18 protein-coding genes and 2 riboswitches are annotated in these 21,582 nt (G+C 72.3%); of the genes, 7 read left to right on the forward strand and 11 right to left on the reverse strand.

Features of this window, described 5'->3' with window-relative positions:
* The first annotated feature begins 49 nt into the window (after nt 1–49).
* Complete coding sequence (locus IE140_RS16680; RefSeq protein WP_189460478.1) at nt 50–1,597, forward strand: NCS1 family nucleobase:cation symporter-1; 1,548 nt, start codon at nt 50–52, stop codon at nt 1,595–1,597.
* Here IE140_RS16680 and IE140_RS16685 read toward each other — a convergent pair.
* A complete protein-coding gene (locus tag IE140_RS16685; protein WP_150195994.1) occupies nt 1,584–2,345 on the reverse strand; it encodes a hypothetical protein in 762 nt (253 codons plus the stop codon). The two genes, IE140_RS16680 and IE140_RS16685, sit on opposite strands and share 14 nt — an antisense overlap.
* A gap of 200 nt (nt 2,346–2,545) precedes the next feature.
* Here IE140_RS16685 and IE140_RS16690 point away from each other — a divergent pair, with 200 nt between their 5' ends.
* Both IE140_RS16690 and IE140_RS16695 read left to right on the forward strand, forming a co-directional pair.
* The gene (locus IE140_RS16690; protein WP_032775423.1) at nt 2,546–2,932 is read left to right on the forward strand and encodes a hypothetical protein; all 387 of its coding nucleotides are present in this window, start codon (nt 2,546–2,548) and stop codon (nt 2,930–2,932) included.
* Nucleotides 2,933–3,103: 171 nt separating this feature from the next.
* The gene (locus tag IE140_RS16695) at nt 3,104–4,627 is read left to right on the forward strand and encodes an amidase (protein ID WP_150195991.1); all 1,524 of its coding nucleotides are present in this window, start codon (nt 3,104–3,106) and stop codon (nt 4,625–4,627) included.
* A gap of 61 nt (nt 4,628–4,688) precedes the next feature.
* On the opposite strand, the gene IE140_RS16700 is transcribed toward IE140_RS16695, so the two are convergent.
* The gene (locus IE140_RS16700; protein ID WP_150195988.1) at nt 4,689–5,567 is read right to left on the reverse strand and encodes an RNA polymerase sigma factor SigF; all 879 of its coding nucleotides are present in this window, start codon (nt 5,565–5,567) and stop codon (nt 4,689–4,691) included.
* A 133-nt stretch (nt 5,568–5,700) separates the two neighbouring features.
* Between IE140_RS16700 and IE140_RS16705 the strand changes: the two genes are divergently transcribed.
* From IE140_RS16705 to IE140_RS16715, 3 genes are all read left to right on the forward strand, one after another.
* Nucleotides 5,701–5,889, forward strand: a complete 189-nt coding sequence (locus IE140_RS16705) for a hypothetical protein (protein ID WP_229826818.1) — start codon at nt 5,701–5,703, stop codon at nt 5,887–5,889.
* 176 nt (nt 5,890–6,065) lie between these two features.
* The gene (locus IE140_RS16710; protein ID WP_093444544.1) at nt 6,066–8,288 is read left to right on the forward strand and encodes an NADP-dependent isocitrate dehydrogenase; all 2,223 of its coding nucleotides are present in this window, start codon (nt 6,066–6,068) and stop codon (nt 8,286–8,288) included.
* Between the two features lie 158 nt (nt 8,289–8,446).
* A complete protein-coding gene (locus IE140_RS16715) occupies nt 8,447–10,030 on the forward strand; it encodes a molybdopterin-dependent oxidoreductase (protein ID WP_150195986.1) in 1,584 nt (527 codons plus the stop codon).
* A gap of 12 nt (nt 10,031–10,042) precedes the next feature.
* On the opposite strand, the gene IE140_RS16720 is transcribed toward IE140_RS16715, so the two are convergent.
* The 8 genes from IE140_RS16720 to IE140_RS16755 all read right to left on the reverse strand — a co-directional run bounded on the left by IE140_RS16720 (nt 10,043) and on the right by IE140_RS16755 (nt 19,341).
* A complete protein-coding gene (locus tag IE140_RS16720; protein WP_109180689.1) occupies nt 10,043–11,692 on the reverse strand; it encodes an FAD-dependent monooxygenase in 1,650 nt (549 codons plus the stop codon).
* 81 nt (nt 11,693–11,773) lie between these two features.
* Nucleotides 11,774–12,640: an oxygenase MpaB family protein gene (locus tag IE140_RS16725; RefSeq protein WP_109180690.1), complete on the reverse strand. Its 867-nt coding sequence runs from the start codon at nt 12,638–12,640 to the stop codon at nt 11,774–11,776.
* Nucleotides 12,641–12,680: 40 nt separating this feature from the next.
* Nucleotides 12,681–13,745: a lipoate-protein ligase LplAB gene (lplAB, locus tag IE140_RS16730; RefSeq protein ID WP_150195984.1), complete on the reverse strand. Its 1,065-nt coding sequence runs from the start codon at nt 13,743–13,745 to the stop codon at nt 12,681–12,683.
* 152 nt (nt 13,746–13,897) lie between these two features.
* Complete coding sequence (locus tag IE140_RS16735; RefSeq protein ID WP_150195982.1) at nt 13,898–14,707, reverse strand: enoyl-CoA hydratase; 810 nt, start codon at nt 14,705–14,707, stop codon at nt 13,898–13,900.
* Nucleotides 14,704–15,627: a 3-hydroxyisobutyrate dehydrogenase gene (gene mmsB / locus IE140_RS16740; RefSeq protein WP_150195980.1), complete on the reverse strand. Its 924-nt coding sequence runs from the start codon at nt 15,625–15,627 to the stop codon at nt 14,704–14,706. Before mmsB ends, IE140_RS16735 begins: the two co-directional genes overlap by 4 nt.
* Complete coding sequence (locus IE140_RS16745) at nt 15,624–16,691, reverse strand: enoyl-CoA hydratase/isomerase family protein (RefSeq protein WP_189460480.1); 1,068 nt, start codon at nt 16,689–16,691, stop codon at nt 15,624–15,626. The genes mmsB and IE140_RS16745 overlap by 4 nt, the downstream gene beginning before the upstream one ends.
* The gene (locus IE140_RS16750) at nt 16,688–17,842 is read right to left on the reverse strand and encodes an acyl-CoA dehydrogenase family protein (RefSeq protein ID WP_093444551.1); all 1,155 of its coding nucleotides are present in this window, start codon (nt 17,840–17,842) and stop codon (nt 16,688–16,690) included. The genes IE140_RS16745 and IE140_RS16750 overlap by 4 nt, the downstream gene beginning before the upstream one ends.
* On the reverse strand, nt 17,839–19,341 hold the full coding sequence (locus IE140_RS16755; protein WP_150195978.1) for a CoA-acylating methylmalonate-semialdehyde dehydrogenase: 1,503 nt from the start codon (nt 19,339–19,341) through the stop codon (nt 17,839–17,841). Before IE140_RS16755 ends, IE140_RS16750 begins: the two co-directional genes overlap by 4 nt.
* 227 nt (nt 19,342–19,568) lie before the next feature.
* Nucleotides 19,569–19,747, reverse strand: a riboswitch (cobalamin riboswitch).
* A 91-nt stretch (nt 19,748–19,838) separates the two neighbouring features.
* On the opposite strand from IE140_RS16755, the gene cobF reads away from it, so the two are divergent.
* On the forward strand, nt 19,839–20,708 hold the full coding sequence (cobF, locus tag IE140_RS16760; protein WP_150195976.1) for a precorrin-6A synthase (deacetylating): 870 nt from the start codon (nt 19,839–19,841) through the stop codon (nt 20,706–20,708).
* A 10-nt stretch (nt 20,709–20,718) separates the two neighbouring features.
* Here cobF and IE140_RS16765 read toward each other — a convergent pair whose 3' ends face one another.
* The gene (locus IE140_RS16765) at nt 20,719–20,916 is read right to left on the reverse strand and encodes a hypothetical protein (RefSeq protein WP_006128668.1); all 198 of its coding nucleotides are present in this window, start codon (nt 20,914–20,916) and stop codon (nt 20,719–20,721) included.
* Between the two features lie 327 nt (nt 20,917–21,243).
* Nucleotides 21,244–21,433: riboswitch (cobalamin riboswitch) on the forward strand.
* Nucleotides 21,434–21,582: the final 149 nt, after the last annotated feature.

Here is a 21,582-nt window from a genome sequence, read left to right on the forward strand (position 1 = left end):
CACGCATCGCCCCGCACGGCACCGCTCCCGAGCGAAGGGCTCCACCGCCATGACCGCCACCGTCCCACCCACTCCACCGCCCCCGGACGCGATACCCGCGCCCGCTGCCCCGTCCGGCCGCGTCGAACTCGCCCCCGGACAGCTCCCCGACGACCCCCGCTTCACCAACGACGACCTGCTGCCCGTCCCCGTGGAGCGGCGCACCTGGACGACGTACAACTTCGCGGCCCTGTGGATCGGGATGGCCCACAACATCCCGTCCTGGCTGCTCGCCTCCGGTCTGGTGGCGCTCGGCATGGACTGGAAACAGGCTGTGTTCACCATCGCGCTCGCCAACGTGATCGTGCTGGCCCCGATGCTGCTGACCGGCCACGCCGGACCCAAGTACGGCATCCCCTTCCCCGTGCTGGCCCGTGCCTCCTTCGGCCTGCGCGGCGCCAACTTGCCCGCTCTGATCCGGGCCGCCGTCGCCTGCGCGTGGTTCGGCATCCAGACCTGGATCGGCGGCGTCGGCATCTTCACGCTGCTGGGCAAGATCTTCGGCGGCTGGGCGGGCGCGGCGGAGATCGGCGGGCAGCCCTGGACGCTCTGGCTCTGCTTCGTCCTCTTCTGGGCCCTCGAACTGGCCATCATCTACCGGGGGATGGACACCCTGCGCCGCTTCGAGAACTGGGCGGCACCCTTTGTCCTGGTCGGCGCGGTCGTGCTGCTCATCTGGGTCGCCGTCAAGGCGGGCGGGTTCGGCCCGCTGCTGGACCAGCCGTCCGCGCTCGGCTGGGGCGCCGACTTCTGGCCGGTCTTCTTCCCCTCGCTGATGGGCATGATCGCCTTCTGGTCGACGCTGTCCCTCAACATCCCCGACTTCACCCGCTTCGGCGCGGGCCAACGCGCCCAGATCCGGGGCCAGTCGCTCGGGCTGCCGACCACGATGACCTTCTTCGCCCTGCTCTCCGTCTTCGTCACCTCCGGTTCGCAGGCGGTGTACGGGGTGGCCCTCTGGGACCCGGTCCAGCTCGTCGCCCGAACGGACAACGTCTTCGGTCTGGTCTTCGGTCTGGTCACCGTGCTGATCGCGACGGTCTCCGTGAACATCGCGGCGAACGTGGTCTCACCCGCGTACGACCTGGCGAACCTCGCGCCGAAGCTCATCAGCTTCCGGACCGGGGCGCTGATCACGGGCGTGATCGGGGTCGTCATCATGCCCTGGAAGCTCACCGAGACGCCCGAGCTGTACATCTTCACCTGGTTGGGCCTGGTCGGCGGCCTGCTCGGTACGGTGGCGGGCATCCTGATCGCCGACTACTGGATCGTCCGCCGCACCGTCCTCGACCTGCCCGACCTCTACCGGCCGGGCGGCCGGTACTGGTACCGGAGCGGCTGGAACTGGCGGGCCGTGGTGGCCTTCGCGGTCGGAGGGGTCCTCGCGGTGGGCGGTTCTCACTCGGCCCCCGGGAAGGGCCCGTTCCCCGCCGACGGCCTGATCCCGTTCCTGAAACCGCTGGCCGACTACGGCTGGGCGGTCGGGCTCGCCTCCTCGCTGCTGCTGTATGTGGCGCTGACGCGTCGGTCGACGAACCGGCCGGTCACACCGGTTTGATGCTGCGGCCCAGCAGGGCGGTGATGTCCACCGTCTCGTCCGCCGAGGGGGTGGCCGTGGGCACCGGCCGGTCGAAGCCGGAGAAGTCCACGGTCCCCTCCTCGTCGCCGCCCCGCACGGTGATCCGCACCGGGTACGGCGTGCCCTCGGCGGCCACGTAGGCCGTCATGCGCTCACCGCCCTCGGCCCGGGTCACCGGGACGGCCGGCGCGCCGTTCACCTCGGTCCTCGCGCCCTTCGTCAGCCCGTCGAAATCGGCGTCGCCGGCGTTGTCCGTCATCAGCTCGCGGAACGTGTCGAGATCGCAGAACTCGGTTACTTCCAGCATGCGGGGGTCGTCGGCCCCGGCCTTCATGTAGCGGCCGTCGAGGATCTTGTCGAAGGTGGAACCGCCGATCGGCACGTGGTTCTCCCAGAAGGCGGCGTCCGGCTTCAGCCAGACGTCGTCGCCGCGTTTCACGATCTCCACCGAACCGTCGTCGCCCATGTCCACCCCGCCCGCGCAGTTCCCCTCGCGGTCCAGCGTGAGGTCGACGCTCCCTTCCTCGCCGGTGGCGCCGACGCTGCCGCGCGCGCTCAGATGCAGGGACCGGGCGTCGAGCAGGGCGTCGCGGGCGCGTTCGGCGATCTCCTCCGCGGGGAGCGTGTCGATGTCGTCGTCAGCCCGCGCGAGGGTGCCACCCGTCACGGTGAGAGCGACGGCCGCCGCACCCGCGGCCGCCCGGGCGGCCCATCGGTGTCCGCTCACGTCGCCTCCTCGAAAAGGCCCCGGTCAGGGCGTACGAACCAGGATGACCGGCACATTCGAGCGTACGCCGGGTGAGGGGGCGCCGCCCGGCGTACGTACGGAGAGTGAAGCGCCACGGTGTTTTCGACCACGGAGCGTGGGCAAAGCTGCGGTGATCCCGCCCGGGATCACGTACGCACGCCGCATGAAGGAGACCATGGATGAACCTGTTCACGGGGACGAGGCGCAGGGGCGGTACGGCCGCGGGGAAGGGCTCGCGGTCCGTCCTGCGGGCGCTCGCCGCCGCGGCGACGGTGGCCGCGCTGGCGGTCTCGGTCACGTCGGCGACCGCGACCGCCGCCCCGGCCGCGATCCCGCCCGGTCTGTCCTGCGACACCGGCAAGCACGCCATCGACGAGTACACGGGCTTCGCGCTCTGTCGCAACAACGGCAGCCAGACGCAGACCTTCTGGGTCCACCTGGTCTGCGGCTGGGCCCCGGACGTCGACGGCAACCACGTCACTCTCAGGCCCGGCGAGTCCGGCCAGTCCACCGCCCACTGCGGGAAGATCGGCACCGGAATCGGCGAGATCCACGTACGCCCGTGACGCCGGGGCTGTGAGAACCCGCACCACCTGCCGCACCGGCCATTCCCGCAACGGCTGGAGCGGCCCGAACGGTTGAGCATGCCGCCTCCTCTCGTTACCCTCCAGTAAGTAGGCGTGGGCGCAGCCGGGACGACCGGCCGGCCCCGCGACACGAGGGAGGCGGCACCCCCCATGTCCTCAGCGGAGCCCACCGAAGCCGAGCCGACCGCACCGCAGCCGACCGCGGCGGGACCTGCCGCCCGGACCGGTCCGGCCGTACGGGAGCCCGGTCGCGCCGCCCGTCCGGCGGCCCCCGTTCCGTCGCCGCTCCCCGGACTCGCGGAGAGTGCCCGCCTGCTCGCCGACGCCACCACCACCTCCACCGCGCTCGTGGCCGACGCCCTCGCCCGTATCGAGGCCTCCCAGCCCACCCTCAACGCCTTCCGCCACCTGCGGGCCGCGGCCGCGCTCGCCGAGGCCGAGGAGGCCGACCGCAGGCTCGCGGCGGGGGAGCGGCTGCCCCTGCTCGGCGTGCCGGTCGCCGTCAAGGACGACACCGATGTGGCGGGCCTGCCCACGCACTTCGGCTGCGACGGGGACCTGCCCCCGGCCGGGTCCGACAGCGAGGCGGTCCGCCGGCTGCGCGCCGCCGGAGCCGTCGTCGTCGGCAAGACCAACTCCTGCGAACTGGGCCAGTGGCCCTTCACCGAGGGAACCGCCTTCGGCGCCACCCGCAACCCGTGGAACACCGGGCACACCCCGGGCGGCTCGTCCGGCGGTTCCGCCGCCGCTGTCGCCGCCGGGCTCGTCCCCGCCGCCCTCGGCTCGGACGGTGCCGGATCCGTCCGCATCCCCGCCGCCTGGACGCATCTCGTCGGCATCAAACCGCAGCGCGGGCGGATCTCGGTCCACCCGCACAGCGACTCCTTCCAGGGGCTCACCGTGAACGGCCCCCTCGCCCGTACGGTCGCCGACGCCGCGCTGCTCCTGGACGCCGTGGCCGGCGCCCACCCCGAGGACTTCCACCGGCCGCCCGCCGTGCGCGCCGCCGACGCCGCCCGCCGCGACCCGGGCCGTCTGCGCATCGCGCTCGCCTGGCGTCCCCCGCTCACCCTCACCGGTGCCGGGCCGGACCCGGAGGTGCGCCGGGCCGTCACCGCACTCGCCGACACCCTCGCCCGGCTCGGCCACCACGTCGAGGAGGCACGCCCCCGGTACGGGCTGATCGGCCTCGCCTTCGTGCCCCGCGCCACCGTGGGCATCGCCGAATTCGCCGCCCGGCACCCCGAACCGGCCCTGCTCGACCCGCGCACCCGCAGCGCCCTGCGCACCGGGACGCGGCTGGGGGGCCGGGTCGTGCGGGCCGCCCGCGCCCGCGAAGTGCGCCAGCACCGCAGGATCGGCGCCCTCTTCGATGCCTCCGGGTTCGACGTGCTCCTCACCCCGACCACGGCCGCGCCGCCGCCCCGGATCGGCCGGTTCGACGACCTGAGCGCCTGGCGCACCGACATCGCGATGGCCGCCGCCTGCCCCTACGCCTGGCCGTGGAACGTCCTCGGCTGGCCCGGGGTGAACGTCCCGGCCGGCTTCACCCGCTCCGGCCTCCCGGTCGGGGCCCAACTGCTCGGCCCCTCCCGCAGCGAGGAGCGGCTGATCGCGCTCGCCGCCCAACTGGAGGACGACCTGCGCTGGTTCGAGCACCGGCCGCCGGTCTGACGAGGCCTGTGCTCACGCCCGGGCCGCCGGCCCGTCGCCTGATGACACGTCTCCACTTACGTCACTTCTCGGTGAGCATGTCCTTGCGGAGCTTCGTGAGCAGCCGGGACAGCAGCCGGGAGACATGCATCTGGGAGATGCCGAGGTGCTCGCCGATCTGGGCCTGTGTCATCTCCTGGCCGAACCGCATCGCGACGATCTCCCGCTCCCGTTCGTCCAGCTGCTCCAGCAGCGGAGCCAGGGTGTGCAGGTCCTCGACCAGTTCCATGGCCGGGTCGACGTCCCCCTTGATGTCGCCGTAGGTGACCGTCTCAGCGCTGTTCTGGTCGGCGCCGATGGGCAGGTCGAGGGAGCCCGCCGTGTAGCCGTTGGCGGCTATGAGTCCCTCGATGACCTCTTCTTCGGTGAGTTCGAGATGCCGGGCCAGTTCGGCGACCGTGGGCTCGCGATCGAGCCGGGAGGCGAGCGCTTCGCGGGTCTTGGCCAGGGTCACGCGCAGTTCCTGCAGACGGCGGGGAACGTGGACGGCCCACGTCGAATCGCGGAAGAACCGCTTGATCTCGCCGACGATGTACGGGATGGCGAACGAGGTGAACTCCACCTCCCGGCTGAGCTCGAACCGGTCGATCGCCTTGATCAGCCCGATCGTGCCGACCTGGATGATGTCCTCCATCTCACCGCTGCCACGGTTGCGGAAGCGCTTCGCCGCGAAGTGCACCAGCGAGAGGTTCATCTCGATCAGGGTGTTCCGCGCGTACTGGTACTCGTGCGTTCCCTCTTCCAGCACCTGCAACTGCCCGAAGAACAGGGCCGCCATCGCCCGTGCGTCCTTCGGCGCGATCTTCGCGGGGTCATCGATCTGAGGAAGGGCCGCGGGAGCGGCGGGCGTGTCGTGCTCCGGGGTGGTGGAGAGCTGAGGGTGCTGCGTTGTGGTCGGCACGAGAGTCTCCCGGTGACTGATGCGTGTGGACAACACGGGAGGGCACCGACAGGGAACACCTCACGGCGGCCGATGCCGCTCCCGCGAGCGTGTGCCTATCTGCCTAAGCACGTCGATTCCGCTTCTTTCCCCGATGGGTGCTCTCAAACACACGCACTGGCCGCAGACCCCGTTCCTGCTGGAGGTGGGTGCGGGCGCGGCGGAGGCGGTGCGGCCCGGGGTTCCGGCGCGGCCGGCCCGGCTGCCGACGAACCTGCTGGACAACGCGGCCACGTTCAGCCCGCCGGGCACCCCGGTGGCGGCGGGGCGCTGTTCACGCTGACGCTCGGCGCCCAGGGCCCGCCGGGAGGTTCTCACGCGCCGTGAGCGCGCGGTCACGGCCCCGCTCGCCCGCACGGCGTCCTGGCCACGAAGCCGTGCGGGGGCCTTGTGGAGCCCGGCACGCCGAAGAGATATCTTGATGTCAAGCAATGTTGCAGACGTGGAGCGGAGCACCCGGTGACTGACTCGACCATCATCTATACGCACACCGACGAGGCCCCTGCCCTGGCGACCTACTCGTTCCTGCCCGTCGTCGAGGCCTACGCCTCGACCGCAGGTGTCACGGTCGAGCGCCGTGACATCTCCCTCGCGGGCCGGATCATCGCCAGTTTCCCGGAGCACCTCAAGGCCGAGCAGCGTATCGATGACGCACTCGCCGAGCTGGGCGAGCTGGCCAGGACGCCCGGCGCGAACATCATCAAGCTGCCGAACATCTCGGCGTCGATCCCGCAGCTCAAGGCCGCCATCGCCGAGCTCCAGGAGCAGGGCTACGCCCTCCCGGACTACCCGGACGACCCGCAGACCGACGCGGACAAGGACGTCCGCGCCCGCTACGACAAGGTCAAGGGCAGCGCCGTGAACCCGGTGCTGCGCGAGGGCAACTCCGACCGCCGCGCCCCCGCCTCCGTCAAGAACTACGCCAAGGCCCACCCGCACCGCATGGGCGCCTGGACGGCCGACTCGAAGACGAACGTCGCCACCATGGGCGTCGACGACTTCCGCTCCACCGAGAAGTCCGCGGTCGTCGCCGAGGACGGCACGCTCCGCATCGAGCTGGGCGCTGACGACGGCACCACCACCGTGCTCCGCGAGTCCGTACCCGTCCTCAAGGGCGAGGTCGTCGACGCGGCCGTCATGCGCGTCGCCGCGCTGCGCGAGTTCTTCACCGCGCAGGTCGCCCGCGCCAAGGCCGAGGGCGTGCTGTTCTCCCTGCACCTCAAGGCCACCATGATGAAGGTCTCCGACCCGATCATCTTCGGCCACGCGGTACGCGCCTTCTTCCCGAACACCTTCGCCAAGTACGGCGACCAGCTCGCCGCCGCCGGCCTCACCCCCAACGACGGTCTGGGCGGCATCCTCAAGGGCCTCGGCTCGCTGCCGGACGTCGGCGCCGAGATCCAGGCGTCCTTCGAGGCCGAGCTCGCCGAGGGCCCCGCCCTCGCGATGGTCGACTCCGACAAGGGCATCACCAACCTGCACGTCCCCAGCGACGTCATCGTCGACGCCTCCATGCCCGCCATGATCCGCACCTCGGGTCACATGTGGGGCCCGGACGGCAACGAGGCCGACACCATCGCCGTCCTTCCGGACAGCAGCTACGCCGGTGTCTACCAGGTCGTCATCGACGACTGCCGCGCCAACGGCGCCTTCGACCCCGCCACCATGGGCTCGGTGCCCAACGTCGGTCTGATGGCGCAGAAGGCCGAGGAGTACGGCAGCCACGACAAGACCTTCGAGATCCCCGCCACCGGCACCGTGCGCGTCGTCGATGCGAGCGGCGCGGTCGTGCTGGAGCAGGCCGTCGGCGCCGGCGACATCTTCCGCATGTGCCAGACCAAGGACCTGCCGATCCAGGACTGGGTCAAGCTCGCCGTCACCCGCGCCCGCGCCACCGGCACCCCGGCCGTGTTCTGGCTGGACGAGACCCGCGCGCACGACGCCAACCTGATCGCCAAGGTCAAGACGTACCTCGCCGACCACGACACGGACGGCCTGGACATCTCCATCAAGTCGCCGGTCGAGGCCACCGCCTTCTCCCTGGAGCGCATCCGCCGCGGCGAGGACACCATCTCCGTCACCGGCAACGTGCTCCGTGACTACCTCACCGACCTCTTCCCGATCCTGGAGCTCGGCACCAGCGCGAAGATGCTCTCCGTGGTCCCGCTGATGAACGGCGGCGGCCTCTTCGAGACCGGCGCGGGCGGCTCGGCCCCCAAGCACGTCCAGCAGCTCGTCAAGGAGAACTACCTCCGCTGGGACAGCCTGGGCGAGTTCCTGGCCCTCGCGGTCAGCTTCGAGCACCTGGCCACCACCACGGACAACGCGCGGGCCCAGGTCCTCGCCGACACCCTGGACCGGGCCACGGGCACCTTCCTCAACGAGGACAAGTCCCCGAGCCGCCGCCTCGGCGGCATCGACAACCGCGGCAGCCACTTCTACCTGGCCCTCTACTGGGCCCAGGAGCTGGCGCAGCAGACCGACGACGCCAAGCTCGCCGAGGCGTTCGCCCCGCTCGCCAAGACCCTGGCCGAGCAGGAGGAGACCATCGTCGCCGAACTGATCGCGGTGCAGGGCTCCCCGGCCGAGATCGGCGGCTACTTCCAGCCCGACCCGGCCAAGGCCGCGGCGGTCATGCGCCCGTCCGCCACGTTCAACCAGGCGATCGCGTCCCTCGCCTGACGTGACATGAGCCGGGGGCGGCCTCATCGCCCCCGTCCGTGACCGCCCCGGTCGGCCCTGGTGCCTGCCGGGGCGGTTCGTGTGTGGGCGCCCCCGAACGGGTGGGATCGCGGAGCCGTACGGGGGTTCGGAGCAATCCGGCCGCTTCCCGGTTCCGAATGAGGACCGTGAGGATCAACCGCACCGCCCTGACCCGCAACGCCCTCGCCGCACTGAGCGGACTGCTCGCGGGGTTCGCCGCGCTGACCGCCGCCGAACTCGTATCGGCCGCCGTCAGACCCGAGGCGAGCCCCGTCACGGCGGTCGGCGGAGCCGCCATCGACCGGACGCCCACGGGGGTGAAGGACTGGGCGATCCGGACGTTCGGCGAGAACGACAAGATCGTCCTCCAGCTCGGCATCGTCGTCACGCTCGCCCTCTTCGCCGTCGCCGTCGGTCTGCTGGCGCTGCGCCACCGGCGTACGGGCTCCGCCGCCGTCCTGGTCTTCGGCGCGGTCGGCACGGCGGCCGCCGTCAGCAGGCCGGACTCCACCGGGTTCACCGACGGGCTGCCGTCCCTGGTCGGCGCGGTGGCCGGGGCGATCCTGCTGTACGTCCTCGTCGGCAGGCTCACCCGGCCGCGCACCGTCGCCGGGGAGGAGGACGAGAGCGGCTGGGACCGGCGCGGCTTCCTGATCGCCGCCACCGCGGCGGCCGCCGCCTCCACCGCCGCCGGGGCCGTCGGCCGGGCACTCAACAGCCGCAGCGCCCAGGACGCGGTCGCCTCCCGGGACGCGGTCCGGCTGCCCGCCCCGGCCTCGGCCGCGAAGCCGATCCCGGCGGGAGCACAGCCGAGGGTGCGCGGCATCAGCTCCTTCACCACGCCCAACGACGACTTCTACCGGGTCGACACCGCCCTCGTGGTCCCCAAGGTCGACGCGAACACCTGGCGGCTGCGCATCCACGGCAAGGGCGTCCGCCGGGATCTGGAGTTCAGCTACCAGGACCTGCTGGACCGACCGCTGATCGAACGCGAGATCACCCTGTGCTGTGTCTCCAACGAGGTCGGCGGCCCCTACATCGGCCACGCCCGGTGGATCGGCGTCCGCCTGGCCGATCTGCTCAAGGAGGCCGGGGTGAAGCCGCCGTCGCGGGGCGGCGAGGCGGACCAGATCATCTCCCGCTCGGTGGACGGCATGACGCTCGGCACCCCCGTGGAGGACGTCATGGACGGCCGGGACGCGATGCTCGCCGTCGGTATGAACGGCGAACCGCTGCCGTTCGTCAACGGGTTCCCCGTCCGAATGCTCGTGCCCGGACTGTACGGGTACGTCTCGGCCTGCAAGTGGATCGAGGACATCGAGCTCACCACGTTCGACGACTACGACGCGTACTGGGTGAAGCGCGACTGGGCCCGGGAGGCCCCGATCAAGACCCAGTCCCGGATCGACACGCCCAAGCCCTTCGCGCGCCCCGAGGCGGGCACGGTCATGGTCGCCGGGGTGGCGTGGGCCCAGCACCGGGGCATCGAGAAGGTCGAGATCCGCGTCGACGACGGCCCCTGGCGGCCTGCCCAGCTCGCCGACGAGGCCACCGTCGACACCTGGCGCCAGTGGACCTACCCGTGGAAGGCGACCCCGGGCAGCCACACCCTCACCGTCCGCGCCACGGACGGGACGGGCGAGACGCAGACCGAGAAGCGCACGAAGACCGTCCCGGACGGGGCGAGCGGATGGCACTCGGTCGTGGTCACCGTCGACTGACCACGACGGCCCTCACGGGAGGAAGACCCTGGCCACGGCCTCCTTCAACCCGGCCACCGTCGGCGGACGGAGACAGGCCGTCAGATATCCGTCCGGGCGTACGACGAAGGCCGCGCCCTCGCCCGACCCGTACTGGAGCGCGAACTCGCCCCGGCTGTCGTGGTGATGCGGGATGCCCGTCCACCGGTCCGGGGCGCCGGCGGGCAGGATCCGGTGCGTGTCCATCCGGCCGCCGGTCAACTCCCGTGCGGCGGAAGCGAGATCGAGGGGCGTGTCGCCCGCCGGGTGGTCCCCGTACACCAGCAGGACGTGACCGCGACCGCGCAACAGGTCGAAGAGGCGCACCGGGTGGGCGGCGATGTCCCCGGTGAGGCCTCCGCAGTCCGGGGCCCGGTCGCCCGGCCGCAGCGGGGCCGGGTCGTCCGGGGCGAGGGGCGTCACCAGCGGGCTCTCCCGGTAGCCGACCAGGAGCTGGGCCTCGCGCAGCAGCAGCGTCTCCCGGTCGTCCGGGTCGGCCTGCACCCCTTCGGCGGCGTGCCGGACGGTCCGGCCCACCACCTCCTCGCCGACCGGGTGCCGCTCCGCGTCGTACCCGGCGAGCACCTGCGGCCCCGCCGCGCCCTCGACGGCGAGCGCCAGCTTCCACGCCAGGTTGCAGGCGTCCTGGATCCCGGTGTTCATGCCCTGGGCGCCAGTCGGCGGATGGATGTGCGCCGCGTCCCCGGCGACGAACACCCGGCCCTCCCCGTACCGGTCCACCAGCCGGTGGCTGATCCGGAACACCGACGACCAGCGCAGCGCGGACGCGGTGACCGGCTCCGGCGCCAGCCGGTCGAGGACCTTCTGGATGTCCGGGAGCGCGGGGGCCGTACCGCCTTCCAGGCCGTGCGTCACCCCGTCACCGCCGCCCGCCGCCCCGGCCGCCTCCGCCTGCCGCGCGGCGGACAGCTCCGGCGGCACCAGCATCGACATCCGGTAGCGGCCGTTCCCCGGAAGCGGGATGCAGACCAGCAGATCGTCGATCGCGCCGTCCTCGCCGCGGTGCATCGAGCGCACCCCGTACCCGGCCGGCAGATCCCACCCCACCTCCACATCGGCGAGCATGTACTCCTCGGGGAACGCACCGCCCTCGAAGCTGAGCCCGAGCCCCTTGCGCACCGCCGAGTGCGCACCGTCGCAGCCCACCAGGAACCGCGAGCGGACCTCCACCTCGTCCCCGGACGTGGTCGTCAGCCGGCTGGTCACCCCGGCGGGGTCCTGGGCGAAGCCCACCAGCGCGGTCGACCGCTCGATGCCGGTCCCGTAGCGCCCGAGGAACTCCTCCAGCAGCCGTTCCGTGTCGCACTGCGGCAGCGCGGCGAAGCCGTACGGCACCTCGGGCGGCAGGACCAGCTCGACCCGGCCCTGCTCGGCCCCGTTCTCGTACGTCAGCTGCCCGCGCATCGGGACCGCCGCGTCCAGCACCTCGCGCACCAGGCCCATTCGCTCGAAGAGCTCCAGGGTGCGCGGCTGGACGCCCACCGCCTTGGCGTACGGCAGCCGGGCGGGCAGCCGGTCCACGATCCGGCAGGCCACCCCCGCACGCCGCAGTTCGGCGGCGAGCGTCAGGCCGACCGGGCCCGCGCCCACCACGAGGACGTCCGTCGATTCGCTGCGTGCCACCGGGGTCTCCCGTCGTGGGCCCCCCTCGTACGGTCCCCTCCATCGTCCTGTCAACGGCGGCACCCGGCACCCGGGCGGCGCTCAGCCTCCCGCGGGCGGGGTCATCGCCCACCGGATGGTCCTGGTCAGGGCCTTACCGGCGGGCCGTACGCAGACCTCCTCGACCCCCGGCACCCGGGGCAGCCGCAACGGCTCCCGGGCCCACGGCGGGAGTGCGGCCACGGCGTTGGCGGCGAGTACGGCGTACGGGGGGCGGACCGGCCAGGGCAGCGGCGGGTGCAGGAGGATGAAGCGGGCCGCGTCCAGGGCCTCCCGGGTGGCGCGCAGCTCCGGGCGGTAGGCGGCGATGCGCTCCGCCAGCTCCGCCCGGTCGTGCGGCGGGTCGGGGATGCCGAGGGCGTGGGCCACCGTCGCCATGTCGTGGATGTACCCGTCGCACCCGGCACCGTCCAGCGGCCGTGCCCCGTACCGCTGATGGGCGCGGAGAAAGCTGTCCACCTCGGCGATGTGTACCCAGCACAGGAGGTGCGGATCGGCCGCGTGGTACGGCTCCCCGGAGGGCGCCCTCCCGCGTACCCCCTCGTGCACGGACCGTACGCGGTCCACCGCCTCCTGGGCGTGCTCGGCCGTGCCGAACGTGGTCACCGCCAGGAACGTGCTGGTCCGCTGGAGCCGCCCCCACGGATCGCCCCGGAACCCCGAGTGGCCCGCGACGGCGGCCATGGCGAGAGGGTGCAGAGACTGGAGGAGCAGGGCGCGCAGCCCGCCGATGAACATGGACGCGTCCCCGTGCACCCGGCGCACCGGCCGGTCCGGGCCGAACCAGCGGGGGCCGGGCGTCTGGTGGATCCGGGCCCGGTTCTCCGGCCCGGAAGGCCCCGCCACCCGGGCGAACAGGCTCCTGCCGAGACGTTCCCGCACTCCGGAGCCGGACGCCGCCTTGTCCATACGACCCAGTATGCGGCGGCGCCCACCCGCCCAGGGAGCCCTACGGCACCCGGGCCGTCCACTCCGGCGTGGCGAACTTGGTCCGTACGAGTTCCTCCGCGCGGGCCAGCTCGGCGTCGGTCACGCTTCCGGTGGTGAGGCCGTGGCGCCTGCGGAACGAGTCGATCATCCGCTCGATCACCACCTGGCGCGGCAGCCCGGTCTGCCGCCGCAGCGGGTCCACGCGCTTCTTCGCCGACCGGGTGCCCTTGTCCGACATCTTCTCCTTGCCGATGCGGAGCACCTCCAGCATCTTGTCGGCGTCGATGTCGTACGCCATCGTCACGTGGTGCAGCACGGCCCCCGGCCCGCCGTCCGGCCCCACCACCCGCTTCTGCGCGGCTCCCGCGATCTTGCCGACCTCGGTGGCGATGTCGTTGAGCGGCTGGTACCAGGCCTTGATGCCCATGTCCGCGAGGGCTTCCAGGACCCAGTCGTCCAGATAGGCGTAACTGTCGGCGAAGGACAGCCCCGACACCAGCGCCTGCGGCACGGCGAGCGAGTACGTGATGGTGGAGCTGGGCTCGGCGAACATCGCGCCGCCGCCCGAGATCCGGCGCACGACGTCCACGCCGTGCCGCTCCACACCCGCCGGGTCCACCTCGTTGCGCAGCGACTGGAAGCTGCCGATGATCACGGCGGGGGAGTCCCACTCCCAGACCCGCAGGGTCGGCGGCCGCAGTCCCGCCGCCACCTCGGCGGTGATCACCTCGTCCAGCGCCATGTGCAGCGCCGGCGACTGGGGCGTGTCGTGGATCAGCTGCCAGTCGTAGTCGCTCCACTCCGTGGCCCGCGCCAGCGCCCGGCGTACGGCGATGGCGACGCCCTCCGAACTCAGTCCCAGCATCACCGTGGAGTCGGGCAGCGCCGCCTCGATCCGGGCCGCGAGCCCGGCGGTGTCGGTGGTGGCCGGAGCGCCCTCCAGCGCCGCGTCGATCGCGAGGATCGCCTCGTCCGGTTCGAGGAAGAAGTCCCCGGCGACCCGGACGTTCCGCAGCGCCCCGCCCGCCACCTCCAGGTCCACCACGACCAGCTTGCCGCCGGGAACCTTGTACTCACCGTGCACAGCGCCGCCTCCAGCTCTCTCCGATGGCCCGGCTCGCCGCATGGAGCCGGACACAACCGGATACAACGCTCATCGCGGAGTGAATCATCCCGGCGCCCGACCCGCGCCGGCCTCTGCGGCGGCGCGGGTCGGCGGCGGACTCGGTGGCGGGCTCAGCGGTGCGTGAACTCCGCGGGCCGCTTCTCGGTGAACGCCTTCATGCCCTCCTTCTGGTCGGCCGTCGCGAACACCGCGTGGAACAGGCGGCGTTCGAAGCGCACCCCCTCCGCGAGCGTCGTCTCGAAGGCCCGGTTCACGGCCTCCTTCGCCATCATCGCGACCGGCGCCGACATGCCCGAGACCGTCCCCGCGACCGCGAGCGCCTCCTCCAGCAGGTCCGCGTCGGGCACGATCCGGGAGACGAGTCCGGCCCGCTCCGCCTCCTCGGCGTCCATGTTCCGGCCGGTCAGACAGAGATCCATCGCCTTGGCCTTGCCGACCGCCCGGGTCAGCCGCTGGGAGCCGCCGATGCCCGGGATCACCCCGAGCCGGATCTCCGGCTGCCCGAAGACCGCCGACTCCGAGGCGATCACCAGGTCGCACAGCATCGCCAGCTCGCAGCCCCCGCCCAGGGCGTAGCCCCGTACGGCGGCGATCGTCGGGGTGCGGAGCTGTCCGAGCCGGTCCCAGGCGGTGAACCAGTCGCTGAGATACATGTCCATGTAGCTCTGCGGCTGCATCTCCTTGATGTCCGCCCCGGCCGCGAACGCCTTCTCCCCGCTGCCGGTGATGACGATGCAGCCGACGTCCGGGTCGCGGTCGAGCGCCTCCGTGGCCTCGACGGTCTCCCGCATGACGTCCAGGCTCAGCGCGTTGAGCGCCTTGGGCCGGTTCAGGGTGAGCAGGGCGGTACGGCCGCGCCGCTCGACCAGGATGGTGCTGTACGGGCCAGGGGTGGCCGCGCTCTGGTTGTTCTCGCTCACGGGGTGGCGCCCTTCTCTGCGTCGGCGGTGGTGGAAGCGGCCCGGATGGCCCGGACGATCCCGGAGAAGTCCTGGTCCGCCCCGCTGCCCTCGGCGAATTGGGCGTACAACTCCGCTGCCCTGAGCCCCAGTTCGGCGTCGACCCCGCCCGCGCGCACCGCGTTGGCGGCCAGCCCGAGATCCTTGGCCATCAGCGGGGCGGCGAACCCGGGGCGGTAGTCGCGGTTGGCGGGGCTGCCCGGGACCGGGCCGGGGACCGGGCAGTTGACGGTGAGCGCCCAGCACTGGCCGGACGCCGCCGACGCCACGTCGAACAGCGCCTGATCGGAGAGGCCGAGGCTCTCGGCGAGCACGAACGCCTCGCTGACGGCGATCATCGAGACGCCGAGGATCATGTTGTTGCAGATCTTCGCGGCCTGCCCGGCGCCCGCCGCCCCGCAGTGCACCGCCTTCTTCCCCATCACGGACAGCAGCGGCTCGGCCTCCGCGAACGCGGCTTCCTCGCCCCCGGCCATGAAGGTGAGCGTGCCCGCCTCGGCCCCCACCACCCCACCGGAGACCGGGGCGTCCAGGGAACGGTGACCCGCCGCCGAGGCCGCCGCGTGGGCCGTCCGGGAGTCGGCCACGTCGATGGTCGAGCAGTCGACGAACAGGGTGCCGGGGCGGGCGGCGGCGAGCAGTCCCTCCGGCCCGTACAGGGCGAGGACATGGCGGCCCGCGGGCAGCATCGTGATCACCGCATCGGCGGTCGCGGCGGCCTCGGCGGCGCTCCCCGCCCGCTCCACACCGCTCTCCACGGCGGCTGCCAGGCACGACTCCACCAGGTCGTGGCCGAGGACCCGGTGTCCTGCCCGGACGAGGTTGGCGGCCATCGGGCCGCCCATGTGGCCCAGTCCGATGAAGGCGACGGTCGTGGTCACCAGGGCACCTCCTGCGGTGAGTCGGATACGGCGAGGGACAGCCCCTCGTCGCCGGTCGGTGCGAAGTACCGGGCCACGTCCGCGTCCGTGACCTCCACCAGCGTCCCCGGGGTCCAGCGCGGGTCCCGGTCCTTGTCGATCACCTGGGCCCGGATGCCCTCCACCAGGTCGGCGGAGGAGAGAGCGGCGCAGGAGACGCGGTACTCCTGTTCCAGCACCCTTTCCAGCGGGCCGAGTTCGCGGGCCCGGCGCAGTGCGGCGAGGGTGACCTTCAGTGCGACGGGGGAGCGGCCGAGGATCGTGGCGGCCGCTTCCTGGGCCGCCGGGGCGTCGGAGGCGAGCAGCCGCTCCACGATCTCCTCGACCGTGTCGGCGGCGTAACAGTGGTCGATCCAGGCGCGGTTGTCCTCCAGCACCCCGGGCGGCGCCTCCCGGACGTGGCGGTGCAGCACCGCCGCCGGGGGCTCGGTCCGCAGCGCGGCGAGGAGCGCGGGCAGCTCGTCCGCCGGTACGAAGTGGTCGGCGAGCCCGCACAGCAGCGCGTCCCGGGCCCCCACCACGGCACCCGTCAGGGCGAGATGGGTGCCCAGCTCCCCGGGGGCCAGCGCCAGCAGATACGTCCCGCCGACGTCCGGCACGAAGCCGATCCCGGTCTCCGGCATGGCCACCTTGGACCGCTCGGTGACGATCCGGACGCTGCCGTGCGCCGAGACGCCGACGCCGCCGCCCATCACGATGCCGTCCATGACCGCCACGTACGGCTTGGGGTAACGGGCGATCCGGGCGTTGAGCCGGTACTCGTCGCGCCAGAACGCCGCCGACGCCTTCCCGCCCGCGCGGGCGTCCTCGTAGATCGACCGGATGTCACCGCCCGCGCACAGACCGCGCTCCCCGGCCCCGGTGATGACGACGGCTTCCACCTCGGGGTCGTGCTCCCACCGGTCGAGCGCGGCCGTGATCGTCTCCACCATGGGACGGGTGAGGGCGTTGAGCGCCTTCGGGCGGTTCAGGGTCACCACCCCCGTACGCCCCTCGGTGTGCACGAGCACGTGCTCCTCGGTCATCGCAGGGCCCCCGTCAGGCTCCGGGCCACCATGACGCGCATGATCTCGTTGGTCCCTTCCAGGATCTGATGGACCCGCAGGTCCCGGACGATCTTCTCGATGCCGTACTCGGTCAGATAGCCGTAGCCGCCGTGCAGTTGGAGCGCCCGGTCGGCCACCGAGTAGCCGGTGTCCGTCGCGAAGTGCTTGGCCATCGCGCACAACTGCGGGGCTCCCGGGGCGTTCCGGTCGAGTGCCTCGGCGGCCTGCCGCACCAGGGCCCGGGCGGCGGCCAGTTCGGTCGCCATGTCGGCCAGCCGGAACTGCAGCGCCTGCGCGTCCAGCAGCCGGCCGCCGAACGCCTCCCGGTCCGCGAGGTGGGCCAGGCTGCGGTCCAGGGCGCTCTGCGCGCCGCCCAACGAGCAGGCGGCGATGCCGAGCCGCCCGCCGTTCAGCCCGTTCATCGCGATGCGGAAGCCGCCGCCCTCCTCGCCGAGCAGCCGGTCCGCCGGGATCCGCACCCCGTCCAGCAGGACCTGCCGGGTGGGCTGGGCGTTCCACCCCATCTTCTTCTCGTTGGCCCCGAACGACAGCCCGGGATCGTCCCGTTCGACGACGAACGCGGAGATGCCGCGCGGTCCGTCCTCGCCGGTGCGGGCCAGCACGATGTAGAGGTGCGAGGCGCCCGCCCCGGAGATGAACTGCTTCGTACCCGTCAGCACGTAGTGGTCGCCGTCGCGCACCGCGCGGGTGCGCAGCGCGGCGGCGTCGGACCCGGCGCCGGGCTCGGTCAGGCAGTAGCTGCCGAGCTGCTCCATGGTGCAGAGATCCGGCAGATAGCGGGCCCGCTGGTCCTCGGTGCCGTAACGGTCGATCATCCAGCCGACCATGTTGTGGATGGACAGGTAGCCCGCGATGGACGGGCAGCCGGTGGCCAGGGCCTCGAAGACGAGGACCCCGTCGGAGCGGGTCAGCCCGGACCCGCCGAGGTCCTCCCGTACGTAGACGCCGCCGAGGCCGAGACCCGCCGCCTTGCGCAGGACGTCGACGGGGAAGTGCTTGTCCTGGTCCCAGGCCACCGCGTGCGGGGCCAGGTGTTCCTGGGCGAAGTCCAGGGTCGTCTCGACGACCGCGAACTGGTCGTCGGTGAGGAGCGTGGTCACGGTGCTCACCCCATGGTCGGAATCGTGAAGCTCGCGCCGTCCCGGATTCCCGAGGCGGGCCAGCGCGAGGTGACGGTCTTGGTCCGGGTGTAGAAGCGGATGGCGTCCGGGCCGTGCTGGTTCAGGTCGCCGAAGCCGGACCGCTTCCACCCGCCGAACGTGTGGTACGCCACCGGCACCGGGATCGGCACGTTGACGCCGACCATGCCCGTGTCGACGCGGCGCGTGAAGTCGCGGGCGGTGTCGCCGTCGCGGGTGAAGAGCGCGACGCCGTTGCCGTACGGGTGCTCCGAGGGCAGCCGCAGCGCCTCCTCGTAGTCCGCCGCACGGACCACGGACACCACCGGGCCGAAGATCTCCTCCTGGTAGATCCGCATGTCCGGAGTGACCCGGTCGAAGAGGGAGGCGCCCGCGAAGAAGCCGTCCTCGTGGCCCTCCAGGGTGAAGTCGCGTCCGTCGACGACCAGTTCGGCGCCCTCCTCGACACCGAGGTCGACGTAGCCGCGGACCCTGTCCACCGCGTCCCGGCCCACCAGCGGCCCGAAGTCGGCGTCCGGGTCGTCCGAGCGGCCGATCCGCAGCTCGGCGATCCGCTCGGTGAGCTTGGCGACGAGCGCGTCGGCGGTGGCCTCGCCGACCGGCACGGCCACCGAGATCGCCATGCACCGCTCGCCCGCCGAGCCGTACCCGGCGCCGATCAGCGCGTCCACGGCCTGGTCCAGGTCGGCGTCCGGCATCACGATCATGTGGTTCTTCGCCCCGCCGAAGCACTGGGCCCGCTTGCCGTGGGCGGCGGCGGTGGCGTAGATGTGCGCGGCGATCGGCGTCGAGCCGACGAAGCCGAGCGCCTTGACGCGCGGGTCCTCCAGCAGGGTGTCCACGGCCTCCTTGCCGCCGTTGACGACATTGAGGACCCCCGGCGGAAGGCCCGCCTCCAGGAAGAGTTCGGCCAGCCGCAGCGGCACCGACGGGTCGCGCTCCGACGGCTTGAGAATGAAGGCGTTCCCGCAGGCCAGAGCGGGCGCGGCCTTCCACAGCGGGATCATCGCGGGGAAGTTGAACGGAGTGATGCCCGCGACCACCCCGAGCGGCCGGCGCAGCGAGTGGACGTCGATCCCGGCGCCCGCGTTGTCGCTGAACTCGCCCTTCAGGAGGTGGGGGACACCGGCCGCGAACTCCACCACGTCGAGACCGCGTGCGATGTCGCCGTGCGCGTCGGCCACGGTCTTGCCGTGCTCGGAGGAGAGCAGCCGGGCCAGGGAGTCCTTCTCCTTCTCCACCAGCTGGAGGAAGCGCAGCAGCACACGGGCGCGGCGCTGCGGGTTCCACTCGCCCCACTCGCGCTGGGCCTCGACGGCGTCGGTGATCGCCGCCTCGGTCTCGGCCCGGTCGGCCAGCGGAACCCGGGCCTGCACCCGGCCGGTGTTGGGGTCGAAGACATCGCCGAAGCCGCCCGAGGTGCCGGACGTGTGCTTGCCGCCGATGAAATGGGTGAGCTCGCGGACCATGGAGACCTGCTCTCGTCGGTGAGATCGTCAGGAGAGATCCGGGGATGGCGCACGGCTGCCACCGGCCCACGCACCGGTCGGGTGCACGGGGGCGCGGAAGGGCTGCCGCCGAGAGGGGACGCGAAGGGCGGAGGCCGTCAGGGAGCGGGGAGAACCGCTCGCCGGGACGTACCTGCGGGGCCGTGGGTGCGGACCGGTGCCATGCGTGTCTGCTCCATCCTCGTGGAAACACGGAACAACCCGCGGCCGGTATCCTGACTCCCGGATCGCCGCCCGTCCCCCTGCCTTCCCGACGGCTGCTGCACCGTCAGTGGCGTGTCCTGCGAGGACGGACTCCCCGGTCACAGTGGCGGGACCGCGCCGGAATCACACCGGCTTCCCTGACACCACGGGCCTTGAGGGTGTCCGGCTGTACGCCGGCCACCCCGCTGCTCACGAACATATAGTTGGACGTCCTAGTAAGTCCACCCCGCCTCGCCCTGGCATGATCGGCAGACATGGCAGACAGCAGCGAGGCACCCCGGCACCTCCTCGTCATCGGCATGGGTGCCGGCGACCCCGACCACCTGACCCTCGCCGCGGTGAAGGCCATGCGGCGGGCCGACGTCTTCTTCGTGCTCGGCAAGGGCAAGGAGAAGGAGTCCCTGACCCGGCTGCGGCGCGACATCCTCGACGAACACCTCACCGGCCCCTACCGCGTGGTGGAGGCCGACGATCCGTGGCGCGACCGCACCCAGGACGATGCGGCGCGCTACACCTCGGCGGTGCACGACTGGCGCCACCGCCGCGCGGACATCTGCGAACGCCTGATCATCGAGGAGCTCGCACCGGGGCAGTGCGGAGCCTTCCTGGTGTGGGGCGATCCGGCCCTGTACGACAGCACGCTCGCGATCCTCGACGACATCCGGGGTCGCGGCACGGTGGAATTCGGCCACGAGGTGATCCCCGGCATCAGCAGCGTCTCCGCCCTCGCCGCCCGGCACCGCGTCACCCTGAACCAGGTCGGCCGCCCCATCCACATCACCCCCGGCAGGCGGCTGGCCCAGGGGTTCCCCGAGGACGACGGCGACATCGTCGTGATGCTCGACGGCCATGAGACCTTCGCCCATCTGACGGGCCGGGGCCTGTGGATCCACTGGGGCGCCTACATCGGCACCCCCGACGAGATCCTGGTCTCCGGCCCGCTCGACGAGGTGGCCGACGAGATCAGCCGCGTACGCGCGGAGGCCCGCGAACGGCACGGCTGGATCATGGACACCTACCTGCTGCGGCAGGGGCCGCGCGACGGGGAGGCGTCGGGCGGCGAGAGGGCGGCGGGCCGCCAGGTGGACGGCGCGGACGGTCCGGTGGGCGGCCCGCTCGGCTGACGGGTTCGGGTCAGCGCCGGGACTCGTGTTCCCGGATGACGCCCAGTCCATGACCGAGGCTCGGGCACTCGGCGCTCAGGTCGTCACCCCGGACCAGGTAGTTGTCCACCCGGCCGCCTGTCGGCCGCTCGATGGCGCGGTACTGCGTGCCGTTCACGGTGATCGTCCAGTCGTCGCCGTCCTGGGCCCACCCGACTGTCTTCTTCATATGACGTCTTCCGTTCCTCGATCAGCCCTGCCGGGGATCGGCGGGGCCGTGTAGTGGGAAGAAGAACGGCTTGTGACGCTCCGTGGTTCCGCATTCCCCTACGCCATTCGGTTACATCTGGGTCACTGCCTCCGCACAGTCGAGACGAGCGACCTGACCGGCGGTCAGGGAGGGGATGGCGAACAGTCGAACGGCCGGGGAACCTGATGGGCGTCGGCGCGCCGCTCGCGGACCGGGGCTGCCGGAAGACCGCCCGTGTCTCACATCGCCGTCCGAAGTGTGAACAACGGTGTGCGCCCGGCGGTCGTCCGCTTAGGCTGGCCGGCGCAGCTGGTTCGCCCTGTCCGCCAGGCAGGGTGTCGCAAGAGGGAACCCGGTGGGAATCCGGGACTGCCCCGCAGCGGTGAGTGGGAACGACCGCCGTCATACGCACTGGGCCCGAACGGGTCTGGGAAGCGACGGCCACTAGGTGTCTGCCCCGGCAGACGTGCCCGCGAGTCCGAAGACCTGCCCGTTGCCCGCACGCGACCGTTCGCGTGCGGAGATCTCGGTGACCTCGTGGGCGGGTCGGCGTAGCCGTCAGGTGGACGGGCACGGTTCGATGTGTCCGGTGTCCGCCCGATACGTCACCCCTTCGCGTCCGCGTCCCGTCCCGGGGTCTGCACC

It is taken from the genome of Streptomyces parvus, assembly GCF_014648875.1.
Classification (GTDB): domain Bacteria; phylum Actinomycetota; class Actinomycetes; order Streptomycetales; family Streptomycetaceae; genus Streptomyces; species Streptomyces parvus.

What these genes read in the sequence shown, in the direction of transcription:
- IE140_RS16680 (WP_189460478.1), top strand. Translation starts at nt 50, where the DNA reads ATGACCGCCACCGTCCCACCCACTCCACCGCCCCCGGACGCGATACCC.
- IE140_RS16690 (WP_032775423.1), top strand. Translation starts at nt 2,546, where the DNA reads ATGAACCTGTTCACGGGGACGAGGCGCAGGGGCGGTACGGCCGCGGGG.
- IE140_RS16695 (WP_150195991.1), top strand. Translation starts at nt 3,104, where the DNA reads ATGTCCTCAGCGGAGCCCACCGAAGCCGAGCCGACCGCACCGCAGCCG.
- IE140_RS16705 (WP_229826818.1), top strand. Translation starts at nt 5,701, where the DNA reads ATGGGTGCTCTCAAACACACGCACTGGCCGCAGACCCCGTTCCTGCTG.
- IE140_RS16715 (WP_150195986.1), top strand. Translation starts at nt 8,447, where the DNA reads ATGAGGACCGTGAGGATCAACCGCACCGCCCTGACCCGCAACGCCCTC.
- IE140_RS16725 (WP_109180690.1), bottom strand. Translation starts at nt 12,640, where the DNA reads ATGGACAAGGCGGCGTCCGGCTCCGGAGTGCGGGAACGTCTCGGCAGG.
- IE140_RS16745 (WP_189460480.1), bottom strand. Translation starts at nt 16,691, where the DNA reads ATGACCGAGGAGCACGTGCTCGTGCACACCGAGGGGCGTACGGGGGTG.
- IE140_RS16755 (WP_150195978.1), bottom strand. Translation starts at nt 19,341, where the DNA reads ATGGTCCGCGAGCTCACCCATTTCATCGGCGGCAAGCACACGTCCGGC.
- cobF (WP_150195976.1), top strand. Translation starts at nt 19,839, where the DNA reads ATGGCAGACAGCAGCGAGGCACCCCGGCACCTCCTCGTCATCGGCATG.
- IE140_RS16765 (WP_006128668.1), bottom strand. Translation starts at nt 20,916, where the DNA reads ATGAAGAAGACAGTCGGGTGGGCCCAGGACGGCGACGACTGGACGATC.